Source organism: Streptomyces sp. S07_1.15, assembly GCF_020739505.1.
GTDB classification, from domain to species: domain Bacteria; phylum Actinomycetota; class Actinomycetes; order Streptomycetales; family Streptomycetaceae; genus Streptomyces; species Streptomyces xinghaiensis.
Map to the genome: position 1 here is coordinate 5,621,976 of NZ_JAJBZK010000001.1, position 18,028 is coordinate 5,640,003.

Consider the following 18,028-nt stretch of genomic DNA (forward strand, 5'->3'; position numbering starts at 1 on the left):
AAGGCCCCTCCGGGAGGCGCGAGGGAGGCGAGGGGCCGGTTTCTGTGCCCCGGCGGTCACGCCGGGGCGGTGCGGCTGCCGCTTATCGGGCGGCGGCTCCGGTGCCGTCCAGGCCGAAGAAGGTGATCGCCCGCGCGGCCATGCCGCTCTGCAGCACGTTGTGGCTGCCGCCCGAGATGCTGATGGCCTCGACCGGCGCCTGGTCGCCGGTGCCCCCGTAGCGGGTGCGGGTCCAGCTCCACTGCGGCTGGTCGGTCGACGACGGGTTCTCGCTCACGCCGTGGACGTTGGTCCACTGCTCGACCTGCTCCCCGAAGTTCGGGTAGCGCAGGGTGTCGTCGTTGGTGCCGTGCCAGATCTGCACCCGCGGCCGGGGGCCGTCGTAGCCGGGGTACGCGCCGCGCACCAGGTCGCCCCACTGTTGGCCGCTCCGGTTGATCTGCCCGTTGGCGCAGGCGCTGTTCCAGCCGGAGCCGTCGGTGGTGGCGAAGCAGCTGTGCGGTACGCCCGCGAAGGACGCGCCCGCCCTGAAGACGTCCGGGTAGTTGCCGAGCAGGACATTGGTCATCATCGCGCCGGAGGAGGCGCCGACGACGAAGACGCGCTCCGGGTCGGCGTTGTTGCGCTGCTGCACGTAGTCGATCATGGATTTGATGCCCACCGGGTCGCTGCCGCCGTCACGGCGCAGCGCCTGCTGCGAGGAGACGTCGAAGCACTGGCCGCTGCGGGTCGCCGACGGGTAGACGATGACGAAGCCGTACCGGTCGGCCAGGGACTTGAACTCCGTGCCGTTGTGGAACGCCGGTCCGGAGCCGGTGCAGTAGTGCACGGCGACCAGCAGCGCCGGCTGCGGCGCGACGTTGTCCGGTACGTACAGGTGCATCCGGAGACCGCTCGGGTTGTTGCCGAAGTTGTTCACCTCGACGAGCTGCGCGGTGGGGGCGGCGGGCGCGGTGCCGGCCGCCGCCGCGGCGGGGGCGGCGGCGATCCACAGGGCCGCCAGCAGCGGCAGGACGCCGCCGAGCAGGGCGGCGACGAGCGTGCGCGGGGATCTTCCGGGCAGCGGTCCACCGCGTAACGCTCCTCCGCGGGATCCGCGGGACGGGATCGCGGGCGACGTGGGGGTGTCGGGCATGCCGTTCTCCTTTCTAGACTGCGGCTGTGAAGGGCTTGTTGCTGCGCTTGTCGGCACTGGACGCGGACGCGGCCACCGCGGTGCGGGTGATCGCCCACTTCGAGGCGCTGATGAGCGCCGGTTCCGACGCCGTGTCGCTGGTGCGGTCCACCGCCGGCCTCGCGCAGTGCGCGGCCGGACTGGAGCGGACCGGCGGGCGCAGGGTGCGGTTCGGGCCCGGGGGAGCCGCGCTCCCGGGCGAGCCCGAACGGGTGTCCGGCAGCGCCTTCTTCGGCGACACCGACTCCGGACCCGGCGGGCGAGTGTGGCTCGAGCGCCCGGGCGCGCCGGGCCCGTTCGACGAGCTGGTGCTCGAATGGATGGCCATCGCCGCCCGGATGCTGGACGGACGGCGCCGCGCGGCCGAGCCACCCCATGCGGCCGACCCCGCGCTGGTCGAACTGGTGCTCTCCGAACGCGAGGCCGTCGAGGACCGGGCGCGGGCCCTGCGGCTGCTGGGCCTGGTGCCCGAACTGCCGCTGCGGGTCGTCGCGGTGGCCCTGGCGGGGACCGGGGCGGCGGGCGCACCGGCTTCCCCCGGCTCACCGGGGGCGGCCGGTTCCGCCGGCGGGACAAGAGGCGCGGACGCGCTCACGCCCGCGGCGGACCGCGGGAACGGCGCCGGCGGGGCGGAGGCCGCGTCGGCTGGCAGCGGACACGGAGCCGGCCCCGCACCCGACATCGGAGTGGAGACGGTCGCCCTGCTCGGGCGGAGCGGTCTGCCCGGCTCCGTACGGATCGCGCGGGTGGGCCCGCTGGGCGCGGTGCTCGTCCAGCGGCCCGACGGCGACCCCGCCTCACCGGCCGAGGAGCTGCGGGCGGCGGCCGGTGCGCGCCCGGCCGGCCCGGACGCGCCGGGACAGCCCGCGGGGCGGGCGGTACGGAGCGTACGGGCCGGCGTCGGCGGCCTCGCCGATGCCCTGGACGCCGGCGTCTCCTGGCAGCAGGCGCGGGTGGCGCTGCGGTTCGCGGTGGCGGGCCCGCCCGAGGAGGCCGTGACGGACCACGACGACCTCGGCCCGGTCGCGCTGCTGGCCGAGGTCCCGGCGGAGCGGCTGCGCGCCCGGCCGGAGGTACGGGCCCTGGCGGAGCTGGCGGCGGGGGAGGGCGGCGGGACGGGGATCGCGGCGCTGGCCGCGTTCTGCCGTACCGGCTCGTTGCGGCAGGCCGCGGCGGAGCTCCATCTGCACCACAGCTCGGTGGCGGCGCGGCTGGCGCATGTCGAGGAGACGCTGGGCTGGCGGCTGAGAGACCCGCGGGACCGTTTCCGTGCCCATCTGGCGCTGTACGCCTGGCGGTTGTCCGGCACGGAGTGAGCGGGGGCCGCGGCGGCGCCCGTCGTCCCCCGGGTGCCCGGGGGCCCCGTCCGGATGCGGCCTCCCGTCCGGATGCGGCCCGGCCGGACGCCCGCCGTCCGGCGGTGCCCCGCCGTCCGGGCGCTCATCGGCCGAGGGCCCGGGCGAGCACGGCCGTGATCTCGGCGGTGATCCGCCGGACGACGGCGGCGTGCTCCACCGCCCCCGCTCCGTGGAAGGTCCCCGGGAGGACGTGCAGCTCGGTGGGGACCCCGGCGGCCAGCAGCGCGCGGGCGTAGTCGATGCCCTCGTCCCGCAGCGGGTCGAACTGCATCACCGTGAGGTGCGCGGGCGGCAGCCCCTTCAGCAGGGCGGTCCCGGCCCGTGCTGGCGCCGCGTACGGGGAGACGTCCTGGGAGCCGGGCGTGCCGGGGCCCAGGTAGGCCTCCCAGCTCAGCCGGGCGTTGTACCGGTTCCACACGGGGGTGTCGGTGTGGAGCCGGGCGCTGGCGGTCCGCAGCCGGTCGTCGAGCGCGGGGGCGACCAGGCACTGGAAGCGGATCGCCGGACCGCCGCGGTCGTGGGCGAGCAGGGTGAGCGCGGCGGCCAGGCAGGCTCCGGCGCTGTCGCCCCACAGCGCCGTCCGGTCGGGCAGTATGCCCAGTTCGGCGGTGTTCTTGGCGAGCCACGAGAGCCCCGCGTAGCAGTCCTCCAGCGCGGCGGGGTACGGGTGTTCGGGCGCCAGCCGGTAGTCCGGCGAGACGACCAGCGCGCCGAGTTCGCGGCAGAACCGCAGGTTGCCCTCGTGGTCGGCGTCGGGCGTGCCGACGACGAAGCCGCCGCCGTGGATCGCGTAGACCACGGGCAGCGGGCCCCGCGCGTCCCGGGGCCGGTAGAGCCGCAGCGGCACGTCCGGGGCGTCCTCGGGGCCGGGAACGGAGATGTCCTCGACCTCGACTCCGGTGGTGTCGGCCGCGGCGACGACGGCGGACAGCTGCTCCGCCTGCGCGGCCCGGGCCGCGGCCACATCGCTGATGTCGACCTCCGGCATCATCGCGACCGCCGCGGCCAGCTCCGGGTCGAAGGCATAACGCATCCGTGGTCCCTCCGTTCCGCGCGGGTGTGGGGGGTGGCGTCGCACGGAACCTCCTGAACGGTGTCACGGAGGGTCCCGCGCGGTCATCAGACAGGCGTCGGAAGAACCGCCTCCGCCGTCCGACACCCGCGCGCGACGCCCGACGGCCCCGAAAATTTTTCGCCAGCCTACGACCTGCGCCTTCCGCAGGAAGGTCCATTCCGGCCGGGCGCTCTCCGCTCACACCCCCTTGACGTGGGGGAAAGCCCGTTCCTAAGGTCTGCCCCGCCCGACAGAAACTTCCGGAAAATTTCGGCCGGAGCGGCTGGCGGGGATGCAGCGGGAGCAGGGGCCGACGGCGGTACGCTCCCGGGCCCGCCGCCCGTGCCGCGGGCGGCGCGGACCGGGCCGGGCACCACCACGCGCCCACGGAGCGTCAGAAAGGGGCCAGGGATGGCCAGATCCGCGACCCGGAACGGAGCCGGCGAACCCGGCCGGAACGAGACCCGGGAGCACGGCGCGCCGCGGCCCGGGCCCGGCGGCGCCCGGCAGGGGAGGGACGCGGCCCCGCCGGCACCGGCCGGCAGGACGGGACGTCCGGGCGCACGGCGCCGGCCGGGCGGTTCCCCGCTGCTCGCCACCGGCCTCTGCCTGGCCGCCGTGGCGGTCACCGCGGCCACCGCACCGGCCGCGCAGGCCCACCGGCCCGGCCCCGCGCAGGGCGGCAAGGCCACCCCGGCGATCGTGGACTCCACCCGGCACGGCGGCAACACCGTCGCCCTCACGTTCGACGACGGACCCAACCCGGCCGACACCCCGCGCCTGCTCCGGGTGTTGCGCGAGCAGCGCGTCAAGGCCGTGTTCTGCCTCTGGGGCGACCACGTCGAGGCCCACCCCGAGCTCGTACGGAAGATCGTCGCGGGCGGCCACACGCTCTGCAACCACAGCATGCACCACGACGACATGGGCGCCTGGTCCGAGGAGGAGATCCGGGCCGACCTGCGGCGCACCTCCGCCGCCATCCGCAAGGCCGCCCCGGGAGCCCGCATCCCGTACTTCCGTGCACCGTACGGCAGTTGGGGCAAGAGCCCGGAGGTCGCGGCCGGGCTGGGGATGCAGCCGCTGGGCTGGCGGCTGGTGGTCGGCGACTGGGACCCGCCGGGGACCGACGAACTGGTCAGCCGTCTGGAGGAAGGCCTCACCCCCGGAGCCGTCGTTCTCCTCCACGACGGCGGCGGCGACCGCAGCCAGACCGTGGCCGCCGTCGAACGGATCATCCCGAAGCTCCGCTCCCAGGGCTGGCGCTTCGACCGGCCCGCCCGCCGCGGCTGACCCGCCGCCCGCCGCCCCGCGGGCCGCTCCGCCCTCCTCGCACCGGATCCCCAGGAGAGAAGCATGAACGACGACAGCACCCGGACACCCGGGCCCCGGGGCGGCCACCGCCCCGGCCCCTGGAGCCGGGTACGGGCCGGTGCCGTGGCCCTGCTCACCGGCACCCTGCTGATGGCCTCGGCGCCCGCCGCCCCGGCCGCCCCCGGACCGCACGGCGGCGGCCCGGCCCGCACCGCGTCCTCCTGGACCGGCACCTGGGGCGCCGCCCCCACGACCGTCCCGGCCTCCGACGGCACCGTCTTCGAGGACCAGACCCTCCGCCAGGTCGTGCGGGTGAGCACCGCCGGCCAGACCCTGCGCGTCCGCTTCTCCAACGAGTTCGGCACCGAGCGGCTGCTCATCGGCGAGGCGCACATCGCCCGGCGGGCCGGCGGCGGACCGGGCTCCTCCATCGCCCCGGCCACCGACCGGACACTCACCTTCGGCGGCAAGCGCTCCGTCACCGTCCCGCCGGGCGCCCCGATGCTCAGCGACCCGGTGAAGCTGCGCGTACCGGCCGGCACCGACCTCGTCGTCAGCATCCACCTCCCGCGCCGCACCCCGGGCGCCACGGTGGCCGCCTTCGCCCACCAGACGAACTACGTCGCCGACGGCAACGTCACCGGCCGCACCCACATCGACCCCGCCGCCACCAACGACCGCTGGTACTTCCTCACCGGCGTCAGCGTGGCCGCCCACCGGCCCGCGGCTGCCGTGGCCCTCGGCGACTCCATCACCGCGGGCACCGGCCTCGACGCCAACAACCGCTGGTCCGACGTCCTCGCCCGGCGCCTCCAGCAGAAGCCCGCGCTGCGCGGCACCGGCGTCGTCAACAAGGGCATCAGCGGCAACCGCCTCCTCCACGATCCCAACCCGCCGGAGGGCCACCAGGCCGAGGCGTACGCGGCCTACTTCGGCGAGAGCGGCCTGGCCCGCTTCGACCGCGACGTGCTCGCCCAGCCCGGCGCGCGCTACGCCCTGGTGCTGCTCGGCGTCAACGATCTCGGGCACCCCGGGACCGTCGCCCCCGAGTCCGAACGGGTCTCGGCGGAGGACCTGATCAACGGCCACCGCCAGCTCATCGCCCGTGCCCACGAGCGCGGACTGAAGATCTACGGCGGCACCGTCACCCCGTTCAAGAACGACACCCTCGGCTTCTACAGCGAGGAGAACGAGGCCGCGCGGCAGCGGCTCAACCACTGGATCCGCACCAGCGGCGAGTACGACGCCGTCATCGACTTCGACCGGGCCGTCCGCGACCCGCAGGACCCGGAGCGCCTGCTCCCGGCCTACGACAGCGGCGACCACCTCCACCCGAACGACGCGGGACTGACCGCCATGGGACGCGCCGTCCCGCTGAGGCTCTTCCGCTGACGGGCCGCCCCGCCGCGACGGGCCGGCGCGCAGCCGCGCCGGCACCCGTCCGCGGGGGACGCCCGCACCGATGTCCTCACGCGCCGGCGCACGCGGGTGCCGACGAACCCGCGGGCCGAAGCGCTGAGGCACAGGCCGAGACCCCCACCGTCTCCGGGGGTCTCAGGGGCCGCCACCCCCGCCCCCGGGTGGCGGCCCCGTGGCCTTTCCCCCGGCTTCTCCGGGGCGGGCACGGGCCGCCTACGAGGCGCCGCAGTGCTCCAGCCGGAGGGCGAGGTCGCGGTCCGGCCAGGGCAGGGAATCCTCGTACAGGTGCGTCCTGGCGACGAGTCGCTGGACCGCGGCGGTCAGGGACCGGGAGAGCCGGGCCTGCCCGGAGACCCCGGGCCCGGAGACCCCGGGTGTCCCCGGTGAGACAGGTCCGGGGGCGCCGCCGGGGCCGGGGCCGGCAGCGCCCTGGTCGAGCTGGGCCAGGCCCATCCTGGTGCGCAGCAGCATGAGGGCGGCGGGGACCTCCGTGCCCTCGTCCGGCCGCGTGTCCCCGTCGGCGGACCGCGGGGGGTTCTCCAGGACGGACGCCTGCCGCGCCCAGTGCCGGGCGTCACGGAGCTCGCCCCGCTGGAGGTGGAGCAGATGCAGGCACAGGGCGGACACGGCCTTGCCGGCGCCCGCGGAGAACTGCCAGAGGAACTCCGCCACTTCCTCGCGGTCGGAGAGGTGGAGGAGGCAGGCGAAGACCAGGGCGCCCTCCGGCTCCAACTGGTGGGAGGTGGCCAGCCGGCCGATGTGCCGGGCGGCGGGGGTGCTGTGGAGAACGTAGGCCGCGAGGTGGCGCAGGTCCCCGGCGGCGCGGCCGTTGCGGGAGGACGCCCACGGGGGCGCCGCCCGCTGTGCGTGGCGCAGGGCGGCGCGTCCGCTGTGGGCGGCCGGAGCCGGGAGCCGGCCGCCGCCGGCGGCGCGGCGCTGGAGTTCGGCGACATCGCGTTCGATGCGGCGGCGGGAGGCGGCGATCTCCTCCTCCTCGTAGTCGTGCCGGAGGACTTCGGCGTCGGCCAGGAGCTCGCCGAGCGTACGGGGCGGTCGCATGGGGGTTCCTGTCTCCTTCATCGGTGCTCCCGGCCCGCCTGCGGGAGCCCGAGGTCCCGTTCGAGCTTCCGGCGGGCGGCCCCCAGATGGCAGCGGACCGTCGCCTCGGTGATGCCCATGATGTGGGCGGTCCGGTCGGAGGGATAGCCCAGGACGTGCCGGAGGACGATGACGTCGAACAGCCGGTCGGGCAGCCGGGAGATCGCCGGGTACAGGCCGATCCTGCTCTCCATGGCGGCGAACTGCTCGCGCACCGACTCCAGTGCCACCCGGGCGACGCTGCTGAAGACCGCCGTCTCCGCCATGGCCGGCTCGCGGTCCCCCAGTTCGCCGGCGATGTACTGCTTGAGGTGGGCCCAGGCGCAGGTGGCCGGGTTGGGCTCCTCCATCAGCTGGTCCCAGTGGGTGGCCAGGTCCATGAAAACCTGGTGCACCAGCCGGGTGGCCGCACCGGGGTCGCCCAGCTGGAGCTCGGCGTAGCGCTGGTAGGGCCGGTAGTACTGGCGGTGCAGTGCCCAGAAGGCGCGCGGCAGTTGCACGGAGCGGGCTCGCAGAGCGCGGCCGGACTGCGACGGGGGCGTGTCCTCACTCACGCGTGCTCTCCCTTCTCCGGAACCTGGAAGGGGCGGGCGGCCCCGGCGGGGGCGGGGGACGGACGGCAGGGGAGCGGGGTCCGGTGATCGAGCAGCGATGCGGTTCCGACGCGTACGCCGGCGGCGAGGGCCCGGCGTACGAGACGTGCGGCGTCAGGGGTGAACACGCGCATGGCGGTGGCCAGCACCAGACCATGCAGGAGCACTTCGTTCACGGCTTGCTTCTCTTTCGCAGAGGCGGCCGGCACTGCGGTCCCGGGTCCGTGGTCCGTGGTCCGTGGTCCGTTCCGGATCCGTGCCGGAGAGGTGTTCGCTCTCAGTGACCAGCTAAGCGAGCCGGGGGGCCGAACGTTGAGACCGGTCTCGAAAAAATCCCCGACCCGACATGACCGACCGGTAGTTCCGTAACAGCAACCGGAATTCCCCGGCGGGTGCCCTCCCGCTCGGCCCCACCAGCTCCACCAGCCCATTTCAGAGCCCGGCCCGGCCTCACCCTCCGTAACCGGCAGACCCCCGCTGGTGTCCCGGGCGGCCCGGCCCCGCGTTCACTGTGAGGCACTTCACTCCCGGTTCAGGTTTTGCCCGTCACCACGGCAGTGCCCACGGGTACCGCGGCACCGGTCCCACACGAAGACCGCCGCCCGCGCGGAGTGCGCGGACGGCGGCCCGGAGCCGGAAGCCCGTGAAGGCCGGTCGCTCTAGATGTCGAAGTACATCTCGAACTCGTGCGGGTGCGGCCGGAGGGCCATGGGGGCGATCTCCTGGGTCCGCTTGTAGTCGATCCAGGTCTCGATCAGGTCGCCGGTGAAGACGCCGCCCGCCTGGAGGTACTCGTTGTCCGCCTCCAGGGCGTCGAGGACCGCGGGGAGGGAGGTCGGGACCTGGGCCACGTTGGCGTGCTCGTCGGGCGCGAGCTCGTAGAGGTCCTTGTCGATCGGCTCGGCCGGCTCGATCTTGTTCTTGACGCCGTCGAGGCCCGCCAGGAGGAGGGCGGAGAAGGCGAGGTACGGGTTCGAGGACGGGTCCGGGGCGCGGAACTCGACGCGCTTGGCCTTCGGGTTGGAGCCCGTGATCGGGATGCGCATCGCCGCGGAGCGGTTGCGCTGCGAGTAGACCAGGTTGACCGGGGCCTCGAAGCCCGGGACCAGGCGGTGGTACGAGTTCACCGTCGGGTTGGTGAAGGCCAGCAGCGACGGGGCGTGCTTGAGGATGCCGCCGATGTAGTAGCGGGCGGTGTCCGAGAGGCCCGCGTAGCCCTGCTCGTCGTAGAAGAGCGGGTCGCCACCGGCCCACAGGGACTGGTGGACGTGCATGCCGGAGCCGTTGTCACCGAAGATCGGCTTGGGCATGAAGGTCGCGGTCTTGCCGTTCCGCCAGGCGACGTTCTTCACGATGTACTTGAAGAGCATCAGGTCGTCGGCCGCGGCGAGCAGCGTGTTGAACTTGTAGTTGATCTCGGCCTGGCCGGCGGTGCCGACCTCGTGGTGCTGGCGCTCGACCTGCAGGCCCGCCTTGTCCAGCTCCAGGGAGATCTCGGCGCGCAGGTCGGCGAAGTGGTCGACCGGCGGGGCCGGGAAGTAGCCGCCCTTGTACCGGACCTTGTAGCCGCGGTTGTCCTCCAGGGCGCCGGTGTTCCAGGCGCCGGCCTCGGAGTCGATGTGGTAGAAGGACTCGTTCGCGGCGGTGCTGAAGCGCACGCTGTCGAAGACGTAGAACTCGGCCTCGGGGCCGAAGTACGCCGTGTCGGCGATGCCGGTGGAGGCGAGGTACGCCTCGGCCTTCTTGGCGATGTTCCGCGGGTCACGGCTGTACTGCTCGCCCGTGATCGGGTCGTGGATGAAGAAGTTGATGTTGACCGTCTTGTCCCGGCGGAACGGGTCGACACGAGCCGTGGTGAGGTCGGCGCGGAGCGCCATGTCGGACTCGTGGATCGCCTGGAAGCCGCGGATCGACGAGCCGTCGAACGCGAGCTCCTCGGCCGGGTCGAAAGCGGCGGCCGGGATCGTGAAGTGCTGCATCACGCCGGGCAGATCGCAGAATCGGACGTCGATGAACTTGACGTCCTCGTCCGCGATGAACTTCTTCGCATCGTCGGCGTTCTGGAACATGCAACTCCTCCTAGCCCGCCGTCCGGGGGGTGGCGGGATTGCCTGGAACGCGGCCAGTGCGGTGGCACGCTGGCATCGACCTTAGGTTTGGGGGATTTCCCGAGCGTGACCCATTTGTTTCGCCGAGGTTAACCGGCCCGTGGTCGCTTCTGCCTGTTGAAACACGGAGCCGCGCTCGTCGCCGGGGTGGTCGTCCGGGTCGCCGGGCCCGTTCCGCGCGGCGGGGAACGTATGCGGTCCCGGGCCCGCCGGGGCGCCGCAGTACCGTGGACGGGTGGACAACAGGCACGCAATCGGATCGTGGATCTCCGGCCCCCGCGCGGCGGCCGAGGACATGGGTGTGGACTTCGGCTACCGCGGCGAGCGCCTCGGCCTGCCCAAGGAGGGGCCGGGCTCGGTCGCGTGCGTGGGGCGCCGCACCGGCGCCCTCTTCATCGACTGGGCGCTCTGCGTCCTGATCGCCTACGGGCTGCTCTCCGGCGGCGAGCTCAGGGCCGCCAACAACTGGGCGCTCGCCCTCTTCGCGCTGCTCAGCGTCACCACCGTCACCACGGTCGGGAGCACGCCCGGCAAGCGGCTGATGGGCCTGCGGGTCATCGCCGAGAACGGTGACCGGCTGGGCGCCGTACGGGTCGTGGCGCGGACACTGCTGCTCCTGCTGGTCGTCCCCGCGCTGATCTGGGACCGCGACGGCCGCGGCCTCCACGACCGGCTCGCCCGGGCGGTCCAGGTACGCATCTGAGCGGCGCCCCCGCCCTCCGCCGGCGGGCGTCCCGGCCGAGCCGCCCCCGCGCCGGCATCCGGCCCGGACGGGGCGGAGCCGGGGCCGGGCCGGAAGCGGCACCGCCCGCGCCGCACGCGAAGGGCCCGGATCCTCCAGGGGCTTCCTGGGGGGATCCGGGCCCTTCGGCTGTCCGTGCCGGGCCGTATACGGCCGGGCCGACCGCCCGGCGCCGGCGCCCCGCGCCGCCGCCGGGGACGGCTCAGCGCATCCGGCCGCCCTTGGGCATCCGCATGCCCTTCGGCAGCGGGCCCTTCGGCATCGGCATATTGCTCATCAGGTCGCCCATCGCGCGCAGCCGGTCGTTGACCGTGGTGACCTGCGGGCCGGTCAGCACCCGGGGAAGCTTCAGCAGATGGGTGCGGACCTTCTTCAGCGGCACCTGGCCCTCGCCGTTGCCCACCGTGACGTCGTGCACCGGGACGTCCGTGACGATGCGGGCCATCTTCCGCTTCTCCGAGGCCAGCAGGCCCTTGAGCCGGTTCGGGTTGCCCTCGGCCACCAGCACGATGCCCGCCTTGCCGACGGCCCGGTGGACGACGTCCTGCTGGCGGTTCATCGCCACCGCGGGCGTCACCGTCCAGCCGCGCTTGATGTTCTCCAGGACCGCCGCGGCCGCGCCCGGCTGGCCTTCCATCTGCCCGAAGGCCGCCGCCTCGGCGCGCCGTCCGAAGACGATCGCCATGGCGAGGAAGGCCAGCAGGGCGCCCAGGATGCCCAGGTACACCGGGTGGTCGATCAAGAAGCCGATCGCGAGGAGGACACCGAAGGTGACAAGTCCCACAGCCGCGACGACGAGCCCGACCTTGGAGTCGGACCGCTTGGTCATCTTGTAGGTCAGGGCGATCTGCTTGAGCCGCCCGGGGTTCTCGGATGTTTCCTTCCTCGCCATGCCCCCGAGTTTACGTGGCCTGTGGGGCGCGGGTCGCCGCGGCCTCCAGTACGTGCTCGGCCTCGTACCGCGCCTTGGCGCGGCGGCGGTCCTCCAGGACGGCGGTCCAGGCGTTGCGGCGGGCGGTGAGCTGGCCCCGGCGCAGAAGAACGGACTCCACGGCCCGCAGTGCGCCGGTGACGGACGGGATCGCGGTGGCGTGGACGGGAGAGCCCTGCATGGTCTCGTTTCCCCTCGGAGCGTCGTGGACGGGAGGAAGTGGCGCGGGCGGTGCGGCGGCGCCGGGTTCACGCGGGCGGGCGCGGCGGGCGGCGGTCCGGCGGGCGGGTAAGGCGGCCGTGCCGGACCGGCGCGTGTGCGTTCGCGGTGCGTAAATCCAGCGTCATGAATAGGTGTTACCAGTGGGTGACCGATCGGTCAAACGCAGCGAAACAATGGTCCGAAACGGACGAACACTGGCCCCGGCGCGGGGCCGTGCGGCCCCTCCGGGGGAGCCGCACGGCCTCTTGACTTCGCGATCGGGAACGCTCGTGTGCACGGGTGAACGCCGGCGGGGGGTGACGGGGCCGGCCGTGCCGCTCAGGCGGACTGCCGGTCCGCGGCAGCGGCGGCGCCACCGCGCGCCGGGGCCTCGCCGCGCCGCTCCATCGCCTGCGCGTAGAGCCGTCCGGCGCGGTAGGAGGAGCGGACGAGCGGGCCGGACATGACACCGGCGTAGCCGATCTCCTCGGCCTCCTGCTGCAGTTCCACGAACTCCTGCGGCTTCACCCAGCGCACCACCGGGTGGTGGCGGGGCGTGGGCCGCAGGTACTGGGTGATCGTGATGAGCTCGCAGCCGGCCTCGTGCAGGTCGCGCAGCGCCTCGGTGATCTCCGCGCGCTCCTCGCCCATGCCCAGGATCAGATTCGACTTGGTGACGAGCCCGTCGGCGCGGGCCTGCCGGAGGACGTCGAGGGAGCGGTCGTAGCGGAAGCCGGGACGGATGCGCTTGAAGATCCGGGGAACCGTCTCGACGTTGTGCGCGAGCACCTCGGGGCGGCTGGAGAAGACCTCGGCGAGCTGTTCGGGGACCGCGTTGAAGTCGGGGATCAGCAGTTCGACGCCGGTGTCCGGCATCAGGCCGTGGATCTGCCGCACGGTCTCGGCGTAGAGCCAGGCGCCGCCGTCCTCCAGGTCGTCGCGGGCCACTCCGGTGATCGTGGCGTACTTCAGCTCCATGGACCGTACGGATTCGGCCACGCGCCGGGGCTCGTCGCGGTCCAGCGCCTGCGGCCTGCCGGTGTCGATCTGGCAGAAGTCGCAGCGCCGGGTGCACTGGTCGCCGCCGATGAGGAAGGTCGCCTCGCGGTCCTCCCAGCACTCGTAGATGTTGGGGCAGCCGGCCTCCTGGCACACCGTGTGCAGGCCCTCGCGCTTCACCAGGCCCTGGAGTTCGGTGTACTCGGGGCCCATTTTGGCCCGGGTCTTGATCCACTCCGGCTTCCGCTCGATGGGGGTCTGGCTGTTCCGGACCTCCAGACGGAGCATCTTCCGACCGTCGGGTGCGACTGCGGACACGTCCGGCACTCCCCTTTTCTCAGCGTTGCCTTGCGTGGCTATTCGAATCTTCGGCGAACACCAGGGTACGCCCGTATTTTCCACGGCCGCCGTGCCGGGGGCCCGCCCCCGTCCGCACCGCCGTGCCCCGCCGCCGCCGGTGCGCCGGGGAAGCGGGCCCGCCCTCCGCCAACCCCGGGCGAGGGGGCGGGCATTCCCGCCTCCCGGGCCGCCCGGCGGGGCACGTCAGACGGCCCGGGGGAGCGGCTCGGCCGTCTCCAGGACCTCGCGCAGCCGCTTCTCCACCACCGGGAGCACCTCGGAGACCGGCACCGTGCGCCCCAGCTCGGCGGAGAGCGAGGTCACGCCCGCGTCGCGGATGCCGCACGGCACGATCCGGTCGAACGAGGTGTTGTCCGGCTCGCAGTTGAGGGCGAAGCCGTGCATGGTGACGCCCTTGGCCACGCGGATGCCGATCGCGGCGAGCTTGCGGTCCTCCCCGCGCTGCCCGGCGTTCGAGGGCGCGTACTCCGGCCCGGCCAGCCGGGGGTCGAACAGCTCGTCGTTGATCCGCGGGTCGAAGTCCAGGGAGAGGCCGCCGAGGGAGGCCGCCGGGGCGTCCGCCGGGTCGCCGAGCACCCAGACCCCGCTGCGGCCCTCGATCCGGGAGGTCTCCAGGCCGAAGTCGGCGCAGACCCGGATCAGGGCCTCCTCCAGGCGGCGCACATGGGCCACGACGTCCACCGGGCGGGGCAGCTTCAGGATCGGGTAGCCGACGAGCTGGCCGGGGCCGTGCCAGGTGATCTTGCCGCCGCGGTCGACGTCGACGACCGGGGTGCCGTCCAGCGGGCGCTCGCTGTCCTCGGTCCGGCGGCCCGCCGTGTAGACGGCCTGGTGTTCCAGGAGCAGACAGGTGTCGGGGACCTCGTCCGCGAACCTCGCCGCGTGCACCCGGCGCTGCTCCTGCCACGCGGCCTGGTACTCGACGGCGTCCGCCCCGAAGCCGAGGTGGACAAAGCGCAGCTCACTCACGGTGGCTCCTCTTCGAACAGCGATACGGCACGGATGGCGCCCTCAGCCACTGTACGACCGGGGCGGGCCCGCGCCGCGCCCGGCCGCCGGAGCCCGCATCCCGGGAGGCCGGAAGCGCCCGGGCCGGGGATCCGGACGCGGCCCGGTCCGGCACGAGGGGACGGACGGGACGGACCGGCCTTAGCGGGCCACCGGGTGGTTTCGCACCGGAATACCGGTCCCGCTCACACGATCGGATGAACAAGGCGACGAGACGGCCGAAATCGCCGCGTCTCTCGCTAAATTCGCGCCGGTCCAAGGAGGGCGATCGGGCGAGCGCGGGCTGCCGGCCACAGCACCGGGGCCTGTCGCGCCCCGCTCCCCCCACGGGTCCGGAAGGCAGGAGACCGCACAACCGATGACGGATCGACCCTCCCCCGGGCTGCGTGACGGGACCATCCCCCAGCGCATCCCCAACCGCCGCCTGGCGGCTCTCATCGCCGAGGCCGGCTTCTCCAACGCGGGGCTGGCCCGCCGGGTCGACCAGCTCGGCCTGGAGCACGGCCTCGACCTGCGCTACGACAAGACGTCGGTGACCCGCTGGCTCCGAGGCCAGCAGCCGCGCGGCACGACCCCCGCACTGATCGCGGAGGTCTTCACCCGCCGGCTGGGACGCCGGCTCACCGCGCAGGACCTCGGGCTGGACGCCTGCGCGCCGGTCTACGCCGGCCTGGAGTTCGCGGAGACGCCCGCGGAGGCGGTGGACATCGTCAGCGGGCTGTGGCGGAAGGACTCCGGCAGCCACGCCGAGCTGCGGAAGATCGCGTTCACCCCGGCCGGCCTGGTGGTCCCGAGCCGCGACTGGCTGATCGGCCGGACGGACGAGAGGGTCGCCCGCCCCGGCCGGCAGCCCGGACCGGCGGAATCCCAGGGCCCCGGGGAGGGCGAGGGCCCCGCCGCCGTGCCCGGCCCCCGTACCGGCCCGTCCGCCGCCCCGGCGCCCGGTCCGGCGCGGCTCCGTCCCGGCACCGTCCCGGGGCCCCGCGCAGCCCTCCGCTCCGGCACCGGCACCGCGGCACCCGGCGTCTCCGGCAGCCCCGGGAGCGACGGCAGCACCGTCACCGCGCCCGGCCGGACGCCGCCGCCCCGCGGGCGGGAACGGCCCGACCGCGGCCCGGGCACCAAGGTGACCGCCGGCGACATCGCGGCCCTGCGTTCGGTGGGCGAGCTGTTCCGCTCGCTCGACCACGCCTACGGCGGCGGCCACGCCCGGCAGGCCCTGGTCCGCTACCTCGAACACGAGGCCGAGCCGATGCTGCGCGGCTCCTACGGCGAGAGCACCGGCCGGCAGCTCTTCGGCGCCGTGGCCGATCTCACCCGGCTCGCGGGCTGGACCTCGTACGACATCGCGGCGCACGGCCTCGCCCAGCGGTACTTCGTCCAGGCCCTGCGGCTTTCGCAGGCCGCCGACGACCGCGTCTACGGCAGCTATGTCCTGGTCACCATGAGCCGGCAGGCCGTCTACCTGGGCCACGGCCGGGAAGCCGCCCAGCTCGCCCGGGTCGCGCAGCAGGGAGCGGGCTGCGGCGCGCCCCCCGTGGTGCAGTCGCTGCTGCACGCGGCCGAGGCCCGGGCGCACGGGCTGCTGGGCGACACCCGGGCCTGCACGGGGGCGCTGACGCGGGCGGAGCGCGCCCTGGAGTCGGCGCGCCCGGGCGACGAGGTGCCGTACTGGGCGCGCTTCTTCGACGAGGCGCAGCTCGCCGACGAGTTCGGGCACTGCCACCGCGACCTCGGCCAGTACCGGGCCGCCGCGCAGCACGCCGAGCGGTCGCTGCAACTGCGCGACTCCGGCTATGCCCGGAGCCGGCTGTTCTGCCGGGTGGTGCTCGCCTCGGCCCGGCTGGGCCTGGGCGATCTGGACCAGGCGTGCGCGCTGGGGGCGGAGTCCGCGCGGCAGGCGGCCGAGATGCGGTCGGTGCGCGCCACGGAGTACGTCCGCGAGTTCGAGCGCCGGCTGGAGCCCTTCAAGGACGCCGCGGCGGTGCGCGGCTACCGGGAGCGCGTCGCGGCACTCTGACCGGCCCCGGGCGGCGGGGGTGCGCGGCTCCCGTGCGGGCCGTGCGCCCGCACGGAGGGCGTCCGTGCGGGAGGCGCCCGCACGGAACGCGTCGGTGCGGGCGGCGCTGACCGCGCCTTCCGCCCGGCCGGGCCGCCCGCGGTGCTACGCCGCGGAGGCCACCGGTTCGGCGGCGGAGCCCGGGCGGAGGCCGAAGTCGCGCAGCACCGCCGCGGCGGCCCGGCACCCCGAGCCGTACGCGCCCTGGGCGGTGCTCGTGTCGCGGTGGTCGCCGCACACGTACAGCCCGTGCAGCAGCCGCACCGGCCGCTGGTGGTCGTGCGGCGCGGGCATCGCGGGCACGGCTTCCGGGTCGTGCCGGACGGCGACCAGCTCCCAGTCCTCCGCCGGGGTGCCGTAGAGCTCCCCGAGCTGGGCGCGGGCGCTCTTGTCGAGGAGCGCGGGCGGCTCCCCGGCGGCCGGGCCCAGGACCGTGGACGTGATGAGCGCGCGGCCGCAGGGGCTGCGCCGGGGGTCCGCCGCGCTGACCACGAGGGTGTGCGCCACGGGCCCGGTCCGGTCGGCGTCGAGGAGGGGCACCGGCTCCTGCGACGGCGGCTCGGGCGCGGCGTGGTGCAACACGGTCACCGGGTGGAACCCGGGCAGCCGCAGACCGGGCAGCAGCCCGGCGGCGGCGCGGGCGCCGGTGGCCACGACGACGGCACGGCAGCCGATCTCGCCCTGCGTGTCGGTGATGACGGAGCTGGTGGCGGCGGACACGGCCCGGACCCCGGTCCGTACGGTGCCCGGCGGGAGGGTGGCGGCGAGGAGGCCGGTCAGCGCGGCCGTACCGCCCTCGACGACGCTGAGCCGGCCCCGGGCGTAGCCGCGCAGCGCGAGATCGGCGCAGCGGCCGGAGGTGGTCAGCTCCGGGTCGTTGAGGAGCGCGGTGAGCAGGGGCCGCAGATAGCCGTCGATGGTGCGGGGCGGCAGTCCCCGGCTGCCGGGGAACGCGGCGGCGGGCAGCTCCGGCCGGGCCAGCAGCCGCTCGGCCGGGGTTCCGGCCAGCCGGCTGAGGTAGCCGGCGAGCCGGGCCTGGTCAAGGGCGTTCGCGCGGGCGGCCCGTGGCGCGCGGGGCGCACGGAGGGTGCGCGGGGCGCGTGCGGCACCGGCCAGGGCACGGGCCGCGGCCCGGGTGCCCCGCGCGCTCCGGGGTTCGGCGTACCGGTGGACGCGGCCCCCGCTGTGCACCAGCAGGCCGGGGGAGAGGGGGCGCAGGACGAGGTCCGCCAGCTCGGGCGCGGACGCCAGCGCCGGCAGCGACGGGTCGAGGAGCCGCCCCGGGCGGTCGAGCCGGAAGCCGTCGGCCTCCTCGGTGGCCATCCGGCCGCCGATCCGGGGTGCCGCCTCCAGGACCGTCACCTCCAGGCCCGCGCGGCTGAGCCGGGCCGCCGCCGTGAGTCCCGCCAGCCCGGCGCCGACCACGACGACGTCCGTCCGGTCCGCGGAGCCCCGTCCGCTGCCGTTCCGTGTGCTGCTCTGCTGTGCGGTGCTCTCCTGTGCGGTGCTGAGCACGTGCCCTCCCCGAGGTCGGCTGTGTCCCCTCACCGGGCCACCTGCGGTCGCTGGAGACCTCATGCCCTCAACCGGCGACCGCAATACCCGGCATCCCC

At 74.8% G+C, this 18,028-nt stretch carries 16 protein-coding genes; 5 read left to right on the plus strand and 11 right to left on the minus strand.

Features of this window, described 5'->3' with window-relative positions:
- Window positions 1–82 precede the first annotated feature (82 nt).
- The gene (locus tag LIX60_RS24080; RefSeq protein ID WP_227960499.1) at window positions 83–1,135 is read right to left on the minus strand and encodes a PHB depolymerase family esterase; all 1,053 of its coding nucleotides are present in this window, start codon (window positions 1,133–1,135) and stop codon (window positions 83–85) included.
- Between the two features lie 26 nt (window positions 1,136–1,161).
- Here LIX60_RS24080 and LIX60_RS24085 point away from each other — a divergent pair, with 26 nt between their 5' ends.
- Window positions 1,162–2,490: a helix-turn-helix domain-containing protein gene (locus tag LIX60_RS24085; protein WP_227960501.1), complete on the plus strand. Its 1,329-nt coding sequence runs from the start codon at window positions 1,162–1,164 to the stop codon at window positions 2,488–2,490.
- 124 nt (window positions 2,491–2,614) lie between these two features.
- Here the strand turns inward: LIX60_RS24085 and LIX60_RS24090 are convergent, their stop codons facing one another.
- Window positions 2,615–3,565: an alpha/beta hydrolase gene (locus LIX60_RS24090; RefSeq protein WP_227960503.1), complete on the minus strand. Its 951-nt coding sequence runs from the start codon at window positions 3,563–3,565 to the stop codon at window positions 2,615–2,617.
- A gap of 432 nt (window positions 3,566–3,997) precedes the next feature.
- Here LIX60_RS24090 and LIX60_RS24095 point away from each other — a divergent pair, with 432 nt between their 5' ends.
- Window positions 3,998–4,876, plus strand: a complete 879-nt coding sequence (locus LIX60_RS24095) for a polysaccharide deacetylase family protein (protein WP_227960505.1) — start codon at window positions 3,998–4,000, stop codon at window positions 4,874–4,876.
- A 63-nt stretch (window positions 4,877–4,939) separates the two neighbouring features.
- Window positions 4,940–6,289, plus strand: a complete 1,350-nt coding sequence (locus LIX60_RS24100) for an SGNH/GDSL hydrolase family protein (RefSeq protein WP_227960507.1) — start codon at window positions 4,940–4,942, stop codon at window positions 6,287–6,289.
- A gap of 240 nt (window positions 6,290–6,529) precedes the next feature.
- Here LIX60_RS24100 and LIX60_RS24105 read toward each other — a convergent pair whose 3' ends face one another.
- From LIX60_RS24105 to glnA, 4 genes are all read right to left on the minus strand, one after another.
- Window positions 6,530–7,375 (minus strand): hypothetical protein, encoded by an 846-nt coding sequence (locus LIX60_RS24105; RefSeq protein WP_227960509.1) that lies wholly within the window; start codon window positions 7,373–7,375, stop codon window positions 6,530–6,532.
- Between the two features lie 17 nt (window positions 7,376–7,392).
- Complete coding sequence (locus tag LIX60_RS24110; protein ID WP_227960511.1) at window positions 7,393–7,968, minus strand: sigma-70 family RNA polymerase sigma factor; 576 nt, start codon at window positions 7,966–7,968, stop codon at window positions 7,393–7,395.
- Complete coding sequence (locus LIX60_RS24115; RefSeq protein ID WP_227960513.1) at window positions 7,965–8,183, minus strand: hypothetical protein; 219 nt, start codon at window positions 8,181–8,183, stop codon at window positions 7,965–7,967. The genes LIX60_RS24110 and LIX60_RS24115 overlap by 4 nt, the downstream gene beginning before the upstream one ends.
- Window positions 8,184–8,666: 483 nt before the next feature.
- Window positions 8,667–10,076 (minus strand): type I glutamate--ammonia ligase, encoded by a 1,410-nt coding sequence (gene glnA / locus LIX60_RS24120; protein ID WP_019709389.1) that lies wholly within the window; start codon window positions 10,074–10,076, stop codon window positions 8,667–8,669.
- A gap of 274 nt (window positions 10,077–10,350) precedes the next feature.
- Here glnA and LIX60_RS24125 point away from each other — a divergent pair, with 274 nt between their 5' ends.
- Window positions 10,351–10,818: an RDD family protein gene (locus LIX60_RS24125; RefSeq protein WP_227960515.1), complete on the plus strand. Its 468-nt coding sequence runs from the start codon at window positions 10,351–10,353 to the stop codon at window positions 10,816–10,818.
- 241 nt (window positions 10,819–11,059) lie between these two features.
- Here the strand turns inward: LIX60_RS24125 and LIX60_RS24130 are convergent, their stop codons facing one another.
- The 4 genes from LIX60_RS24130 to lipB form a co-directional block, all read right to left on the minus strand.
- Window positions 11,060–11,749, minus strand: a complete 690-nt coding sequence (locus tag LIX60_RS24130; RefSeq protein WP_043462157.1) for a DUF4191 domain-containing protein — start codon at window positions 11,747–11,749, stop codon at window positions 11,060–11,062.
- 10 nt (window positions 11,750–11,759) lie between these two features.
- A complete protein-coding gene (locus tag LIX60_RS24135; protein ID WP_043462160.1) occupies window positions 11,760–11,969 on the minus strand; it encodes a hypothetical protein in 210 nt (69 codons plus the stop codon).
- Window positions 11,970–12,328: 359 nt separating this feature from the next.
- Window positions 12,329–13,306, minus strand: a complete 978-nt coding sequence (lipA, locus tag LIX60_RS24140; protein ID WP_227960518.1) for a lipoyl synthase — start codon at window positions 13,304–13,306, stop codon at window positions 12,329–12,331.
- A 225-nt stretch (window positions 13,307–13,531) separates the two neighbouring features.
- Window positions 13,532–14,317, minus strand: coding sequence for a lipoyl(octanoyl) transferase LipB (lipB, locus tag LIX60_RS24145; RefSeq protein WP_227960520.1), 786 nt, complete (start codon window positions 14,315–14,317; stop codon window positions 13,532–13,534).
- A gap of 397 nt (window positions 14,318–14,714) precedes the next feature.
- Between lipB and LIX60_RS24150 the strand changes: the two genes are divergently transcribed.
- Window positions 14,715–16,376, plus strand: coding sequence for a regulator (locus LIX60_RS24150; RefSeq protein ID WP_227960522.1), 1,662 nt, complete (start codon window positions 14,715–14,717; stop codon window positions 16,374–16,376).
- Between the two features lie 144 nt (window positions 16,377–16,520).
- On the opposite strand, the gene LIX60_RS24155 is transcribed toward LIX60_RS24150, so the two are convergent.
- A complete protein-coding gene (locus LIX60_RS24155) occupies window positions 16,521–17,930 on the minus strand; it encodes an FAD-dependent oxidoreductase (protein ID WP_374117904.1) in 1,410 nt (469 codons plus the stop codon).
- Window positions 17,931–18,028 lie beyond the last annotated feature (98 nt).